The 14,517-nt window shown below is 68.6% G+C and carries 15 protein-coding genes, 3 tRNA genes and 1 pseudogene; 7 read left to right on the forward strand and 12 right to left on the reverse strand.

The window, feature by feature from the left end:
• Positions 1 to 4: 4 nt before the first annotated feature.
• The 4 genes from HFV08_RS05395 to HFV08_RS05410 all read right to left on the reverse strand — a co-directional run bounded on the left by HFV08_RS05395 (position 5) and on the right by HFV08_RS05410 (position 1,039).
• Entirely contained in the window at positions 5 to 457 is a 453-nt protein-coding gene (locus HFV08_RS05395) for a MaoC family dehydratase N-terminal domain-containing protein (RefSeq protein ID WP_040252621.1), read from the reverse strand.
• A 133-nt stretch (positions 458 to 590) separates the two neighbouring features.
• Positions 591 to 755 (reverse strand): 50S ribosomal protein L33, encoded by a 165-nt coding sequence (gene rpmG / locus HFV08_RS05400; RefSeq protein ID WP_018834916.1) that lies wholly within the window; start codon positions 753 to 755, stop codon positions 591 to 593.
• Between the two features lie 90 nt (positions 756 to 845).
• Positions 846 to 918, reverse strand: a tRNA-Met gene (locus HFV08_RS05405).
• Between the two features lie 48 nt (positions 919 to 966).
• A tRNA-Thr gene (locus HFV08_RS05410) sits at positions 967 to 1,039 on the reverse strand.
• Between the two features lie 395 nt (positions 1,040 to 1,434).
• Here HFV08_RS05410 and HFV08_RS05415 point away from each other — a divergent pair.
• A complete protein-coding gene (locus HFV08_RS05415) occupies positions 1,435 to 2,757 on the forward strand; it encodes an amidohydrolase family protein (protein WP_168536320.1) in 1,323 nt (440 codons plus the stop codon).
• Positions 2,758 to 3,014: 257 nt separating this feature from the next.
• Positions 3,015 to 3,683 carry an NAD(P)H-binding protein gene (locus HFV08_RS05420; protein ID WP_168536322.1) on the forward strand — a complete coding sequence of 223 codons (669 nt, stop codon included), beginning with the start codon at positions 3,015 to 3,017 and terminating at the stop codon, positions 3,681 to 3,683.
• A gap of 264 nt (positions 3,684 to 3,947) precedes the next feature.
• Here the strand turns inward: HFV08_RS05420 and HFV08_RS05425 are convergent, their stop codons facing one another.
• Positions 3,948 to 5,072 (reverse strand): NADH:flavin oxidoreductase, encoded by a 1,125-nt coding sequence (locus HFV08_RS05425; RefSeq protein ID WP_168536324.1) that lies wholly within the window; start codon positions 5,070 to 5,072, stop codon positions 3,948 to 3,950.
• A gap of 408 nt (positions 5,073 to 5,480) precedes the next feature.
• On the opposite strand from HFV08_RS05425, the gene HFV08_RS05430 reads away from it, so the two are divergent.
• A complete protein-coding gene (locus tag HFV08_RS05430) occupies positions 5,481 to 6,113 on the forward strand; it encodes a hypothetical protein (protein ID WP_168536326.1) in 633 nt (210 codons plus the stop codon).
• A gap of 53 nt (positions 6,114 to 6,166) precedes the next feature.
• Here the strand turns inward: HFV08_RS05430 and HFV08_RS05435 are convergent, their stop codons facing one another.
• From HFV08_RS05435 to HFV08_RS05445, 3 genes are all read right to left on the reverse strand, one after another.
• Positions 6,167 to 6,382: a hypothetical protein gene (locus HFV08_RS05435; RefSeq protein ID WP_078845471.1), complete on the reverse strand. Its 216-nt coding sequence runs from the start codon at positions 6,380 to 6,382 to the stop codon at positions 6,167 to 6,169.
• A gap of 499 nt (positions 6,383 to 6,881) precedes the next feature.
• Positions 6,882 to 8,489 carry an ORC-CDC6 family AAA ATPase gene (locus tag HFV08_RS05440; protein WP_168536328.1) on the reverse strand — a complete coding sequence of 536 codons (1,608 nt, stop codon included), beginning with the start codon at positions 8,487 to 8,489 and terminating at the stop codon, positions 6,882 to 6,884.
• Entirely contained in the window at positions 8,486 to 9,235 is a 750-nt protein-coding gene (locus tag HFV08_RS05445) for a hypothetical protein (RefSeq protein ID WP_168536330.1), read from the reverse strand. Before HFV08_RS05445 ends, HFV08_RS05440 begins: the two co-directional genes overlap by 4 nt.
• A gap of 307 nt (positions 9,236 to 9,542) precedes the next feature.
• Between HFV08_RS05445 and HFV08_RS32480 the strand changes: the two are divergent.
• Positions 9,543 to 10,217 (forward strand): annotated as a pseudogene (locus HFV08_RS32480) (GntR family transcriptional regulator).
• Positions 10,218 to 10,350: 133 nt separating this feature from the next.
• Here the strand turns inward: HFV08_RS32480 and HFV08_RS05460 are convergent.
• Positions 10,351 to 10,432: transfer RNA gene (locus HFV08_RS05460), tRNA-Tyr, on the reverse strand.
• A 220-nt stretch (positions 10,433 to 10,652) separates the two neighbouring features.
• Between HFV08_RS05460 and HFV08_RS05465 the strand changes: the two genes are divergently transcribed.
• Both HFV08_RS05465 and HFV08_RS05470 read left to right on the forward strand, forming a co-directional pair.
• Complete coding sequence (locus tag HFV08_RS05465; RefSeq protein ID WP_040252613.1) at positions 10,653 to 11,141, forward strand: YajQ family cyclic di-GMP-binding protein; 489 nt, start codon at positions 10,653 to 10,655, stop codon at positions 11,139 to 11,141.
• Positions 11,142 to 11,324: 183 nt separating this feature from the next.
• A complete protein-coding gene (locus tag HFV08_RS05470) occupies positions 11,325 to 12,131 on the forward strand; it encodes a MerR family transcriptional regulator (protein WP_168536332.1) in 807 nt (268 codons plus the stop codon).
• Between the two features lie 76 nt (positions 12,132 to 12,207).
• On the opposite strand, the gene HFV08_RS05475 is transcribed toward HFV08_RS05470, so the two are convergent.
• On the reverse strand, positions 12,208 to 12,474 hold the full coding sequence (locus HFV08_RS05475; protein ID WP_168536334.1) for a GlsB/YeaQ/YmgE family stress response membrane protein: 267 nt from the start codon (positions 12,472 to 12,474) through the stop codon (positions 12,208 to 12,210).
• 269 nt (positions 12,475 to 12,743) lie between these two features.
• On the opposite strand from HFV08_RS05475, the gene HFV08_RS05480 reads away from it, so the two are divergent.
• Positions 12,744 to 13,208, forward strand: coding sequence for a cytidine/deoxycytidylate deaminase family protein (locus HFV08_RS05480; RefSeq protein ID WP_168536336.1), 465 nt, complete (start codon positions 12,744 to 12,746; stop codon positions 13,206 to 13,208).
• Between the two features lie 28 nt (positions 13,209 to 13,236).
• Here HFV08_RS05480 and HFV08_RS05485 read toward each other — a convergent pair whose 3' ends face one another.
• Together HFV08_RS05485 and htpX are read right to left on the reverse strand one after the other, a co-directional pair.
• The gene (locus tag HFV08_RS05485; RefSeq protein WP_168536338.1) at positions 13,237 to 13,632 is read right to left on the reverse strand and encodes a YccF domain-containing protein; all 396 of its coding nucleotides are present in this window, start codon (positions 13,630 to 13,632) and stop codon (positions 13,237 to 13,239) included.
• On the reverse strand, positions 13,629 to 14,492 hold the full coding sequence (htpX, locus tag HFV08_RS05490) for a zinc metalloprotease HtpX (RefSeq protein WP_168536340.1): 864 nt from the start codon (positions 14,490 to 14,492) through the stop codon (positions 13,629 to 13,631). Before htpX ends, HFV08_RS05485 begins: the two co-directional genes overlap by 4 nt.
• Between the last annotated feature and the right edge of the window lie 25 nt (positions 14,493 to 14,517).

A 14,517-nucleotide genomic window follows, 5' to 3' on the forward strand; every position in this document is an offset into this window, starting at 1 on the left:
GTGCTCAGCCCTCCTCGGCCGCGCGGGAGACGAGCTTGGTCCAGGCGGTGACCACGAGCTCGCCGGAGGCGTCGCGGACCTCGCCGCGGACGTCGACGATGTCGTTGCCCGCCAGGGACTTGACCGCCTCGATGGTGGAGACGACGGAGAGCAGGTCGCCTGCCCGCACCGGGCGCGCGTAGGCGAACTTCTGGTCGCCGTGCACCACCCGGTCGTAGTCGAGGCCGAGCGCCGGGTCGGTGAGGACCCGGTGGGCCGCGTCGTAGGTGATCGCGAAGACGAAGGTGGGCGGGGCGATCACATCGGCGTGCCCGAGCGCCCGCGCCGCCTCCCGGTCGGTGTAGGCCGGGTTGGGGTCGCCCACGGCCACCGCGAACTCGCGGATCTTCTCGCGGCCGACCTCGTAGGGGGCGGTGGGCGGATACGTCCGGCCGACGAAGGACTGGTCGAGCGCCATCGGCTCGGCACCTCCTGGGGTTGCGGGCGGGCCGGGGCGCGGTGGGAGCGCGCTCCGGAGGGCGTCCGGGGCGTGCCCGAACGACGTGAGGCCGCCCCCCGAATCGGGGACGGCCTCACGTACGAGCCTGTTCTTATCGCGTTTCGCGGTGCGCGGTGTGCGCGTTGCAACGCGGGCAGTGCTTCTTCATCTCCATGCGGTCCGGGTTGTTACGCCGGTTCTTCTTGGTGATGTAGTTCCGCTCCTTGCACTCCACGCAGGCCAGCGTGATCTTCGGGCGGACGTCGGTGGCAGCCACGTGAGTGCTCCTAGGACGAACGGATTGACTGAATTAACGCAAGTGAGGGTAGCCGATCGAAGGACCGACCCCACAATCGGCTACCGAAAGTAGCGGTGACCGGACTTGAACCGGTGACACAGCGATTATGAGCCGCTTGCTCTACCGACTGAGCTACACCGCTGCGATGCAGTGCGAACCCTCACCGGAGGCGAGGATTCTCGTGCATCAGAGCCCCAAAACGGAATCGAACCGTTGACCTTCTCCTTACCATGGAGACGCTCTGCCGACTGAGCTATTGGGGCGAGCGAGGAAGACATTACACGGTCGCCGCCCGTTCGCCCAAATCCGTTTCGGGGCGGTCGGCCGCGTCCCGGCCCCCTGGTTTCCCGGCCGCCCCGCCGGTCACCGCCGCCCCCGAGCAGCGCGCCCCCGGCGGGCACTTCGCCCCTGCGGCACCTCCCGGAAAGGCCCCCGCGGCGCTCGTGTCGCGCACCCTCCCGAAGCCTCCTGACCGGCACCGGCGAGGCTCCCCCGGGCCCGCGCACCACGCCGGTACGACTATTGCGCTCCTCCCTGGCCCCGGAGAGCCCTCGGCCTAGGCTCGGCTCACGCTGAGTGATCTTGCAGCCGCCGGCGCCCGGCCTCCGCCGCGGGCTCCCGCCACCCTCCGCCACCGCCCCACGAGCCCTGGAGCGCGATGCCCGACAGCCAGCCGCAGCAGCCCCACTCCCCCGGGCCGCGCCCCGGCGACGGAACGGGACCGGCCGACGCCTCCTCGCTCGTGCTCAGCGGCGCCCGGCTGACCGACGGCCGGACCGTGGACGTACGGCTGAGCGGCGGCCGGATCGAGGCCGTCGGCACGGCGGGCAGCCTCGGCGGCCACGCCTCCAAGGTCGACCTCGGCGGCTTCCTGCTGCTCCCGGCCCCCGCGGAACCGCACGCCCACGCCGACACCGCCCTGACCGCCGAGCCCGAGGAACCCCCCTCCTCCGCGCGCACCGACATCCAGCGCCGGGCGACCGAGGCGGCCCTGCTCCAACTCGGCCACGGCGCGACCGGCGTCCGCGCCCATGTCCGGATCGGCGGGGTACGCGGGCTCGGCGGCCTGGAGGCGGTGCTCCAGGCCCGGCGCTCGCTGCACGGGCTCGCCGAACTGACCACCGTGGCCCTGCCCCCGGTGCTCACCGGGCGCGCGGGCGCGGACGGACGGGCAATGCTGCGGGACGCGCTGGGCATGGGCGCCTCGGTGGTGGGCGGCTGCCCGGACCTGGACCCGGATCCGGCCGGGCACGCGGAGACCGTCCTCACCCTCGCCGCCGAGCACGGCCGCCCCGCCGATCTGCACACCGACGGCGCGGACCCGGCCCGGCTCGCCCGGCTCGCCGCGATGGCGGGCGGACTGCGGGACGCGGTCAGCCTCGGCCCCTGCGGCGGACTCGCCCGCCTGCCCCACGAGGCGGCGGGCCGCGCCGCGGACCAGCTCGCCGCCGCCGGGGTCGGCGTGGTCTGCCTCCCGCAGGGCGGCTGCGGCACGGCGGGCCTGCGCGAGGTGGCGCCGGTGCGGCTGCTGCGGGCCGCGGGCGTACGCCTGGCCGCGGGCAGCGGGGCACTGCGGGACGCCGCCAACCCGGTGGGCCGCGGCGACCCGCTGGAGGCCGCCTACCTCCTCGCCTCCCGGTACGGGCTGCCGCCGGGGCCCGCCTACGACAGCGTCTCGGCCACCGCCCGCGAACTGCTCGGCCTGCCCGAGGTACGCGTCGAGGCGGGCTTCCCCGCCGAACTCCTCGCCGTCCGCGGCAGCCGCCTGGCCGGGGTGCTCTCCCTGGCCTACAGCCGGGTCGTCATCCACCGCGGCCGGATCGTGGCCCGCACCAGCGCCGTACGCGAATACTGCGACTCCGCGGTGGCGGTGGCCCCGGAACTGCCCCGTCAGTCCTCCCGCGCGCAGGGCCCCGGACCGGGCAGGCGCGGGGGCGAGGGGCCGCCCGAGCGGGGTGCGGGGGCGGAGGAGGAGGGCTGAGGAGGCGCCGGGGCGCCGGGGCGGGGAGGGCTGAGGGCGGTCGGCGGGGCGGGGGACTCCGGGCGGGCGATGGCCCTGGCCGGGCGGCGCGGGCAGGCGCGGGGAGGCGTGGCCGGCCGGTGCGGACCGGCCAGTGCGGACCGGCCGGTGCGGAGAGGTCCCGGCCGACCGGCGGGGCGGGGCCCCGGCCGACAGGTACGGAGAGGCCCCGGCCGACCGGACGGCGAAGCGGAGGTCCACGGCGTACGGTCGGGGGCATGCGCATTGTCATCGCCGGAGGTCATGGTCAGATCGCGTTGCGGCTGGAGCGTCTGCTCGCCGCGCGCGGTGACGAGGCTGCGGGGCTCATCCGCAAGCCCGAGCAGGCGGACGATCTGCGGGAAGCGGGCGCCGAACCGGTCGTCTGCGACCTGGAGTCGGCCACGCTCGACGAGGTCGCCGCCCATCTGCGGGGCGCGGACGCCGCCGTCTTCGCCGCGGGCGCGGGCCCCGGCAGCGGGGCGTCCCGCAAGGACACCGTGGACCGCGCCGCGGCGGTCCTCTTCGCCGACGCGGCGGTACGGGCCGGGGTCCGGCGCCACCTCGTCGTCTCCGCGATGCGGGCGGATCCCGGGCACCAGGGCGAGGAGATCTTCGACGTCTACCTGCGGGCGAAGGGCGAGGCCGACGCCTATGTCCAGGCCCAGCCCGACCTCGACTGGACCATCCTGCGGCCCGGCCTGCTCACCGACGACGCCGGCACCGGCCAGGTCACCCTGGCCGCCTCCACCGGCCGCGGCCCGATCCCCCGCGACGACGTCGCCGCCGTCCTCGCCGAACTCCTCGCCACCCCCGCGACGGCGGGCCTGACCCTCGAACTCATCACCGGCGCGGACTCGGTGAGCGGGGCGGTACGGTCCGCGGCGGAGACGGGCGGGGAGGGCTGAGCCGCTTGGGCTGAGCCCGATCGGTCTGCCCGGCAAGGGAGTTGGGGGCGGTGACCGGTTGGCTTGGCGGGCAAGTCAGGCCGGTCGGCCGACTGGTCCGGCGGGATGGATTGGCCAGTTGGCCAGTTGGCGCGTGAACACGGCGGTGGCCGGAACGGATGAGACGTTCCGGCCACCGCGCGTCTGTACGCGCCCGCCCCCGCGCCGCCGAGACCGGCGGGTGCCCGGTCGGCAGGCGCAGCGAGAGAGACGCGAACTCGCGCCCTAGCTCAGGGACTTGAGCGAAACCGCGTCGTACGGCTTCAGGTCGCCGAACCGGTCGCCGAGGACCTTCGCCGCCCACTCCGGGTCCTGGAGCAGTGCGCGGCCGACGGCGACCATGTCGAACTCCTCCCGCTCCAGGCGGTCCAGGAGGTCGTCGATGCCCTTGACCGAGGAGCCCTCGCCCTGGAAGGCACCGATGAAGTCCCCGTCGAGCCCGACCGAGCCGACGGTGATCGTGGGCTTGCCGGTCAACTTCTTCGTCCAGCCCGCCAGGTTGAGGTCCGAACCGTCGAACTCCGGGATCCAGTAACGGCGAGTGGAGGCGTGGAAGGCGTCGACGCCCGCGGCGGCCAGCGGGGCGAGGATCGCCTCCAGCTCCTCGGGGCTCTCGGCGAGCCGCGCCTCGTAGGCCTCCTGCTTCCACTGCGAGTAGCGGAAGATCACCGGGAACTCGGGCGAGACCTTCTCGCGGACCGCCGCCGCGATCTCGGCCGCGAAACTCGCCCGGGCCACCGGGTCGCCGCCGTAGCTGTCGGTACGGCGGTTGGTGTGCTCCCACAGGAACTGGTCGAGCAAGTAGCCGTGGGCGCCGTGCAGTTCGACCCCGTCGAAGCCGATGCGCTCGGCGTCGGCGGCGGCCTGGGCGAAGGCGCCGATGACCTCGTCCAGGTCGCTGCGGGTCATCGCCCGGCCGGTGCCCTCGGTGCCGTCGATCCGCAGCCCGGAGGGGCCGACGGCGGGCGCCTCGGCGAAGGGCGGCTCGCCCTGCTTGCGGACCATGCCGATGTGCCACAGCTGCGGCACGATCGTGCCGCCCGCCGCGTGCACCTCGTCGGCGACCTTCGCCCAGCCCGCCAGCTGCTCCTCCCCGTGGAAACGCGGCACCCGGTCGCTCTGCCCCGCCGACTCATGGCCGACGTACGTCCCCTCGGTGACGATCAGCCCGACACCCGCGGCGGCACGGCGCCCGTAGTACGAGCGCACGTCCTCCCCGGGCACTCCGCCGGGCGAGAACATGCGCGTCATCGGCGCCATCGCGATGCGGTTCGGGACGGTCAGGCCGTTGAGCGCGAGGGGCCGGGACAGGATCTCGGCCGCGCGGGAGGCGGAGGGCGCAGTGGTCACGGGTTGCTCCTCGAAGTACCGGAAGGGGGCGCGCAGTACCAGTCGGTATGTGCATACGCATTGAAGTCTCTCCCGCCTCCAACGGCCTCCGGGCCCAGGACATTCCGCTTGACGGAGAAGCAAGGCTATGACCCAGAACACGTCCGGGGAGTCGGGGGTGGGGGCTGGTTCCGGGGTGAGGGCTCTGGGCTGGGGGCGAGCGGTGATGCAGCGGTGCGGGCGCGGGGCGCGAAGCCGGTTGCGGTGACGGGGCGGGTCGGTGGGGGCGTGAGGTGGGGGCGCGGGGGCCCGAAACCGGTGGCCGTGGCGGTTGCGGTTGCGGTTGCGGTTGCGGTTGCGGTGTGACGCGCGGCGCCGGTCGGCGCGTTGCCTCGGGGCGGACGGGCCGGCCGGGCAAGATCCCGCTTCGTGACGAAAACCACCTTCCTGCGCAGGGCCCGCACCGCCCTCTGCGCCTGCGGCCTCCTCGGCGCCGCCCTTTCCGGCCCCCTGGCGCCCGCCTCCCTCGCCGCCGACCAGAACGAACCCCGCTGCCTCGGCCTCCCCGACGGCGACTACACCAACCCCAACAACAGCCGCTCCTTCTTCTCCTGCCATCAGGAGCGGTACGTGCGCGTGCTGCCCTGCGCCCGGGACGCCCAGGACAAGCCGCTGCACTTCACCGACCGCCCGGGCCCCACCGCCGAGGGCCCGGCCCACTGCGCCCCGCGCGAGAAGGCACCGGCCGACCTCACCCCCTCCCTCACCGCGGGCCAGGCCAGGACCAGCACGCTCTACCCGTACGTGGTGCAGGGACTCAACGCCACGGTCACCCGCGAGGACGGCTCGGCCCTCTTCGGCGCCAAGATCACCTTCACCGCCGCGGACGGCACCCACCTGTGCAGCGCCTACGCCGACAAGGACGGCCGCGCTCTCTGCGACAGCGAGCCGGTCTCGGTCAACGCCGACACCCTGCGCCTCGGTTACACCGCCACCTTCACCGGCAGCGGCGACGGCATCTGGAACCCGGCACAGTCCCAGGGCGGCATCACGGTGGCCTGAGCGCCTGCGGAAGCATCCCGCTCAGACGGTCGGGCGGTGGGGCGGTGGCGCGGTCAGAACAGGGCGAGCTGGCCCGGCAGTTCGGGCAGCACGAAGCCCGCGAGCCCCGGCTGTATCTCCTTCTCCAGCGGGGCCCGCAGCAAAGAGCCCGGACACGAGACCAGCTCACCGCCCTCCCGCGGACCGGCTGGATCATGACGGGCGAAGCGCCCCGCGACGACAGCGATCTCGCGGCGGCACTCGGGACAGTTCCTGCGACGCGACGACATCCCCCCAGTGTGCCGCCACCCACTGACAATCCACCGGCCCACGGCCGCCCAGGGCTCCGGGACGTCCCCGCGGAGGAACAGCAAAATGGCTTCCGGCCTGCCGCAACAGCAGGCCGGAAGCCATTTACCTTCATGTGGCAGCGCCAGGATTCGAACCTGGAAAGGCTGAACCGGCAGATTTGCAGCGGGCTCCACCCAACAGGGCTGACCTCCGCTTCTCCTTCTGGCCCCCATCACCGGGGGACCCATGGGGGAACAAGGTAGGCGGCTTGAGGCTCCGCGCAAACCGCTTGCTTGACGACCTCTTCGTCCCAAAGCAATCTTGGTGGCTAGCGGACCAGGGATGAACGGAACGCTGACCTGCGCCGACGGTCCCTGAACGTGCGTGGACGTGCGCCGCCGTACGCGGTCGTTGTCACGCAGTTAGACACGCAGCCGCCGGGAGGTCCCGCACTCACAGGCCAGCAGGTTGGCTCGCGCCGGCCGGTAGTGCCACACGTCAACCGGAGAGGTACTCCATCACCGCTGCCGTTGCGATGTTCATCATTTGACGTGACCTCACGGTACCGACGTATTTGGCTTCCTGAAGATCAGTCTCGGACGCTGCCAGGATTTTCCCCACAGTGTCGAACCCAAGTTCTTTGAGTTTTTTCCGGGCGAAAGCAGTCATATCCAACTGGTCGACAGTTCGATCAAGTTGCGACTTTATGAACTCTTGCCGTACCTCATCCATCTTTTCAACGTCGAGTTTCGCAATGCTCTCATAAGCCTCGTGGTTGGCTCCAAATTCAACAAAGCGCTTGATTGAAATGGAAGAACCCCTCAGCCAATTCGCAGCGGACACGGGGTCAGCTTCCGGCCCGACTCGCGTTCCGATATTCAACATGTATCGAGCACCGGTGAGGCCGCGTGTTGCGACCACCCCGGTTCCGGCTTCGTGAAGAATTCCGCTGTAGCAGAGTAGACGTAGAGCCTCTTTCACGGCTGCGGGTGCGTCACGATGGATCCACAAGAATACGCGCTTGTCGGGATCTCCCGTCTGCCGTTGCTTCTTGCGCAGCAGGGGAATGACTTCTTGCTGAAGGAATTCGCGTCCCCAATCGATCACCGCACGGTGGCCAACATAGCGGTCGCCCAAGGATGAGTGCTCACTCCAAATCGCGTCCCGGTAGTACTCCTTCAGGACACGCTGAGCGTTATTCGAGTTCAGGGGTGAAGCGTCAGATACGGTTCTCAGTAGATTTCGCGGATTTCCGCTTGAGGCGAAAGCCACCGCATCAAATACTGCCCCATAGCGATTAATCGTAGGTTCCAGGTCAGGAGCCTGTCGGATTACAATCTCACGCATGGAGGTGAGGTAGCCGGGATCGAGAATATCGCGACTAACGTTGATCAATTCCGCGTCGTGGCTCATTTGGAATGAGTCGCCGAAGTAAGTGACGCCGGGGTAAACCGCAGCTTTCACCGAAAGGTATGGGCTGCGCAGGTCACGCATTACCGTGAAGAACTGCCGCTGTTGCGCAGGGATGAACACATGTGCCGCTTCATCGATGAGTAGTACGATCCTACTCGCGCCTGCCTGGTCGCACAGGTCTTCCACGGCATCCTTAATCATCTCCGGGTCAATCCCGGAGTCTGCCTCTACTGGCGCCGAGTCGTTCTTCCAAGCGTCTTCCAGGCTCTTATAGAGGGTCTCAAGCCTTGAAGCAATAGCGTCATCATCTGCGTCACTGGAGAGCGTTGCGAATACGCTACTCTTACTCTGCAGAACTCCCTTCTTGCGTGCTTCGCGAATGATCCTATTGCAGATCTTGGCAAGCATCCAATGCTTAAATCGCTCTGGGTCGGACGTCTGGAGAAGTCCAGTCGTATTGAATGTGACGTACACGGCAAGCGTCTTGGAGTTAGAGAAGTCCTCGTTCATCTCCTTCTGGGCTACCTTCAGCAAGAAAGATTTGCCGACACCACGCGCACCTTGTAGTACGACGGTCTTCTTGCTCTTCAGTGCATCGATCGTCTGGCGATCAAACTCGGTTTCGACAAAGTACTTGTCGACGTCCTCCAGGGTTAGGTCTTCCGTTCGGAAGTGCAGTTCGTTCTTGCTCACGAGCGTGTCTCCTCCAGCGGAAGTCCCAGTAGTTTTCTAACGGATACTAGGTGAGAGAAGTGATCCTCAAGGGAACCTTCGGTGATCCCTTTCAGGGATTGGGGGAGGTCCTTGTAGTACCTGACCATCAGACAATGGATTGTCGCACTGAGGGCAGAATCAGCGACCGAGAGCCATTCCTTCGTGATGTCTTCCCGGTAAGAGATTTCGGTGGGGAGCATCTGAGAAGTTGAGACGTTGCCGTGGATGTACTCTGAGCATCGCCGGTACGCCTGTTTGAGATTATCAAGCATCTCATCTTGCTCGTCTATCGCTTCCGGGCAAAACTCATCCAGGAACGGAGTGGAGTATAGTCCACTCTCGGTTGAGGTAATTGCCTTCCAGCTTATGTCGAGCTTTCCGCTTACCCACTGGCGGCGTTTAAATTCGTGCGAGCTTAGGTACGCTGCACCCGCCGTCACTTCAAGGAATGATCTTAGCGTGGAGAAAGCCTGGCGATAGAGTCCGCTCATCGCGGAATAGAAGGCCAGTCCGAAGTCGCGATGAGCCGATTGAAACTGTTGCGCCTCTGGTTTTGATTCCAGGACTCCGAGCCAAGCGGCAAGATCCGCCTCAAGGTGCAAGACCTGATTTATTTCGCGTTCATTGGATCCCGTTGCTTGCTCGATATGACCCATGCAGGACTTGTGTAGCTTGAGCATTATTTTTTCAACGCTCGAAGCATTTTCGGCGCCTCGCTGCGACATAGTCTTAATGTAGCACTGCGATCACAGCCTGTCGTCGACTAATTGAAGTCGTAGAGCAAGCTGCACGCGAAGTGAGGGGAGGCCGGCCGTCGCAGAGACGTCTCCCTGGCGTTGCGCGGCCGTGGGATCCTTGGCATCGAGCGATGGAGCGATGCGGAGAGGAGCGGAAGTACCGGAGGCGAGTCCGCGCGGAACTTACCTGGTCATCGCAGAGGCACTGCGAACCGAGATCGAAGAGGAGTCGGTACCAGGAGTTGGCTGGCGGCAGATCAGCGAAGGGAGCGGTCATCGACCGCTGGTCGATCGGATGCTCGAAGTGGTCGCAGACGACGGCCTTCAAGTGGGCGATCGCTTCCCGTCTGGAGCTGCGCTGTGCGAACGGTTCGAGATGTCACGTACGGCAGTGCGGCGAGCGCTCACGCAGTTGGAAGGGCGCGGGGTGCTGGAAGCCCAGCATGGAAAGGGCAGGATCGTAAGGGCGTTGCCAGAAGCCCGATTGGACGAGGACATGAACCTACGCGTCGCCGTTCCGCTGAGGGACCACGCGGAGAAGGACTCTCGTGTGGCCCCGGTCCCGCCCGAGTTCGTCCGCCTGTTGCGATGGCATCTGGTGCGTTACGGCTCAGCGCCGGACGGCCGGTTGTTCCGCACCAGCCGGGGTGGTGTGACCCAAGACACCGGATACGGCGAAGTCTGGGCTGCGGCACGGGCTGAGGTGCTCACAGCCGAAGAGGCTGCCTCGCCACTTGCCTGGCGCCCGTACGACCTGCGAGCGGCGGGGGTCTCCTTCTGGGCTATAGCGGAGTGGACCCGATGGAAGTGGCTCGAAGAGCTGGCCGCTCGGTTGCCGTCCTGCTCCGCGTCTACGCGAAGGTGCTCGCACGGGCGGCGGAGCGCGCGAACCAACAGATCGAGGTCGGTCTCCGCGAATGGGATCGTCCCGGGCTCTCCGCCGGGGGGGCGTCTGGGGGACACGCACTGATCAGTTCCGGGACTCACCGGGGAAAGAGTGAGACAAGCCAGGCAATTTGGCTGCTCGCGGAGGCTGTTGTGCGATGACGAAGAAACCCCCTCCGTCCTGCGTTCTCGCAGTTCGGAGGGGGTTTCCCTCAGCGTGGCGGCGCCAGGATTCGAACCTGGGAAGGCTGAGCCGGCAGATTTACAGTCTGCTCCCTTTGGCCGCTCGGGCACACCGCCGGGTTTGCCGCCTGGAGTACCGCGCCTTCGGCGCTGCTCCGTGGCAACGACGTAAACGATACCTGATCCCCAGGGGTGCTTCGCCACCCGGTTGATCAGTGCGCGCGGGACCCGGCGGCGTACGGAATGGGGGGCCGGGTCGTCGGACCCGCTCCTCTAGGCTTTGCGGATGCGGCGCAGCTCGATGGCCGCCCCGACACACGCTAAGGAGCCACAGGACATGGCCGACTCCAGTTTCGACATCGTCTCGAAGGTCGAGCGGCAGGAGGTCGACAACGCCCTCAACCAGGCCGCCAAGGAGATCTCGCAGCGCTACGACTTCAAGAACGTGGGCGCCTCGATCGCCTGGTCCGGCGAGAAGATCCTCATGGAGGCCAACTCCGAGGACCGGGTCAACGCCATCCTCGACGTCTTCCAGTCCAAGCTGGTCAAGCGCGGTATCTCGCTGAAGGCGCTGGACGCGGGCGAGCCGCAGCTGTCCGGCAAGGAGTACAAGATCTTCGCCTCCATCGAGGAGGGCATCTCCCAGGACAACGCGAAGAAGGTCGCGAAGATCATCCGTGACGAGGGCCCCAAGGGCGTCAAGGCGCAGGTACAGGGCGAGGAACTGCGGGTCAGCTCGAAGAGCCGGGACGATCTCCAGACCATCATCTCGCTCCTGAAGGGCAAGGACTTCGACTTCGCCCTCCAGTTCGTGAACTACCGCTGAGCCGGGCCCGTACAGGCCCGCCAGCGGGTTGCAGTAGACAGCGGGCGGCAGGGTCAGAGAGCTAGAGGGCTAAGAGGAGTACGAGGGCTGGTCGCCGGGGAGGTCCGGGGCCGGCCCTCGTCGCTGTGGCTGGCGGCTGGCGGGTTGAGCTTCGAGTCGGGTGGAAGGTCTACCGTCGGGCGTATGAGCACCTTGCGGATATCCCAGCTCGCGGAGCGGACCGGCTTTCCCGCGAGCACGCTGCGGTTCTACGAGGGTGCGGGGCTGCTCAGCCCCGGCCGTACGGCGGCGGGGTACCGCGTCTACGGCGAGGAGTCCGTCGAGCGGCTGGGGTTCATCCGCGCTGCCAAGAACCTGGGGCTTCCGCTGGAGGAGATCGCGGAGGTGCTCGGGGTGCGGGCCTCGGGCACCTGCGCGGAGGTGCGGACGGAGCTGCGGCCCCGGATCGCCGCACGGCTGGTCGGTTCCCGGGAGCAGGTAGCTGAACTCGGCCTGCTCGTCGCCGACTTGGAGCGGACTCTCGACCACCTGGACGCCCTCCCGGACAGCGGCGAGCCCTGCACCTCCGACTGCTGCCCCGGCCACCCGTCACCGGTCGAGGCAGAGGCCGAGGGCGGGGAGGGGGACGGGGGCGACAGGGAGGCCGCCTCCTGCGGGTGCGGGGGCGAGGCGGGTGGCGCCGATCAGGCCGAGCGGTGGCGTGAGGCGCCTGTGGCCTGTGCGCTGACCGGTGCGGCGCGTGAGGAGCGGGCGGAGCGCTGGCGCGAGGCCGTACGAGGCGCCGTCCGGCTGCCGCTCGCCGAGGGACTGCGGCTCACGCTGCCGGCGGCTCGTACGGCGGAGCTGGCCGCGCTGGCGGCCGAGGAGCAGCGGTGCTGCCCGTTCTTCGACTTCCGTCTGCACCTGGACGGACCGGAGTTGCACGTCGAGGTCCGTGCGCCGCAGGAGGGCACCGAGGTCCTTGAGGAGCTCTTCGGTCCCGGGACCTGACCCGGCCGCTGTTCCTAGCCCCTGCCCCTCCCCTTGCTCCTGACGCTCCGGACCGGCTTCTCTCCGGGCCGGAAGCTCAGCGCCGGGAGTGGCCGAACAGGATGCGGTACGCGACGAGCAGGACGAGGGCGCCGCCGATCGCGGCTGCCCAGGTGGAGCCGTCGTAGAAGTCCTTGTTGATCGGGTGGTCGAGGAGGCGGGCGGAGAGCCAGCCGCCGAGGAAGGCGCCCGCGATGCCTATGACGGTGGTCCCGAGGAAGCCGCCGGGGTCCTTGCCGGGCAGGAGGACCTTGGCGATCGCACCGGCCAGCAGCCCCAGAATGATCCAGCCGAGGATACCCATGGCCTGTTCCCACCTTTCCCTTGTGCCCGGCAGCCGCGGCGCGGTCGCTCGGACTTCTTCCGCGTCTGCCCTCGGAGCGTGAATTGATTCGCCGGAGAACGCGGACGTCCGCGACCTCATGCAGGAGGACGCGCCGCACCGCCGGGCCGGTTGCGATATGCGGTTGCGCCCCCGCTTCGTACGGGTCAACGTCATCAGCTGACACCCGGCGCGGCGCGGAGAAGCCGGGGAAGAACGGGACCGGAGAAGAGCGGGAGAGGGCGGAGACGATGAGTACGCGGGCGCATCACCTCGTCGACCAGGAACTCGTCGAGGCGGCGGCGCACCTCGCTCGCACGCGGTGCCGGGGTGACAACCACACGATGGCGGCGGCGGGCCGGAACCGGGACGGCCGGATCGTCACCGCGGTGAACGCCTACCACTTCACCGGCGGGCCCTGCGCCGAGCTGGTGCTCATCGGGGCGGCGGCCGCGCAGGGGGCGTACGAGCTGGAGACGATCGTCGCCGTGGGCGACCGCGACCGCGGGGTGGTGCCCCCGTGCGGACGGTGCCGTCAGGTGCTGCTCGACTACTTCCCGGGGCTCACGGTCATCGTCGGGAAGGGCGAGGACGCGGGCGCGGGCACGAACGCGGGCACGGGCACGGGCACGAGGGAAGGCCTTCGGGCCGTGCCCGTCGCCGAGCTGCTGCCCGAGAGCTATGTCTGGGCCGACCACCAGCTCGACCCCGGGTGATCCGCGGCGACGAACCCTCGGACGCCCTTCAGTAGCGCGCGGTGAAGGGGCGGTCGGTGCTGACGATGTCGCGGCCGAGGGGCATGAGGGCGACCGGTATGAGCTTGAAGTTGGCGATGCCGAGCGGGATGCCGATGATCGTCAGGCACTGGACGAGTCCGGTGCTGATGTGCGCGAGGGCGATCCACCAGCCCGCGAGGACGACCCAGAGGATGTTGCCGACCAGGGAGGGTGCTCCCGCGTCCGGGCGCACGACGGTCGTCCGGCCGAAGGGCCAGAGCGCGTAGCCGGCGATACGGAAACTGGCCACGCCGAAGGGGATGCCGATGATCGTGATGCAGAGGATCAGGCCCGCGGCGAGGTAGGCGAGGAAGAGCCAGAAGCCGCTCAGGACCAGCCAGATGATGTTCAGAATTGTCTTCACTGCTGACGACCTGCCATCTGTTCGAGCCGAGCGATGCGTTCCGCCATCGGCGGGTGGGTGGAGAACATCTTCGCCATGCCCTGACCTGGCCGGAAGGGGTTCGCGATCATCATGTGGCTCGCGGTCTCCACCCGGGGCTCGGGGGCGAGAGGCAGCTGTTTGGTGCCTGCTTCCAGCTTGCGCAATGCGCTCGCGAGCGCCAGTGGATCACCGGTGAGCTGGGCGCCGGAGGCATCGGCCTCGTACTCGCGGGAACGGCTGATCGCGAGCTGGATCACCGAGGCGGCGAGGGGGCCCAGCAGCATGATCAGGAGCATGCCGAAGATGCCCGGGCCCTCGTCGTTGTCCGAGCGGCCGAAGGGGATCAGCCAGGCGAAGTTCACCAGGAACATGATCACCGAGGCCAGCGCGCCCGCGACCGAGGAGATCAGGATGTCCCGGTTGTAGACATGGCTCAGCTCGTGGCCGATGACCCCGCGCAGCTCGCGCTCGTCGAGGATCCGCAGGATGCCCTCCGTGCAGCAGACCGCGGCGTTGCGCGGATTGCGGCCGGTGGCGAAGGCGTTCGGGGCCTCGGTCGGGGAGATGTAGAGGCGGGGCATCGGCTGGCGGGCCTGGGTGGAGAGCTCGCGCACCATGCGGTAGAGCGCGGGCGCCTCGAACTCGCTGACCGGCCGCGCGCGCATCGCCCGCAGCGCCATCTTGTCGCTGTTCCAGTACGCGTACGCGTTGGTGCCGAGCGCGACGACGAGCGCGATGATGAGTCCCGTACGCCCGAAGAAGCTGCCGAGCAGAAGGATCAGCGCCGACAGTCCCCCGAGGAGTACGGCGGTTTTCAGCCCGTTGTGCCTGCGGTGCACGGAACGCCCTCCTGATGTCTCTCGC

It is taken from the genome of Streptomyces physcomitrii (genome assembly GCF_012273655.1).
In the GTDB taxonomy this organism is placed as follows: Bacteria; Actinomycetota; Actinomycetes; order Streptomycetales; family Streptomycetaceae; genus Streptomyces; species Streptomyces physcomitrii.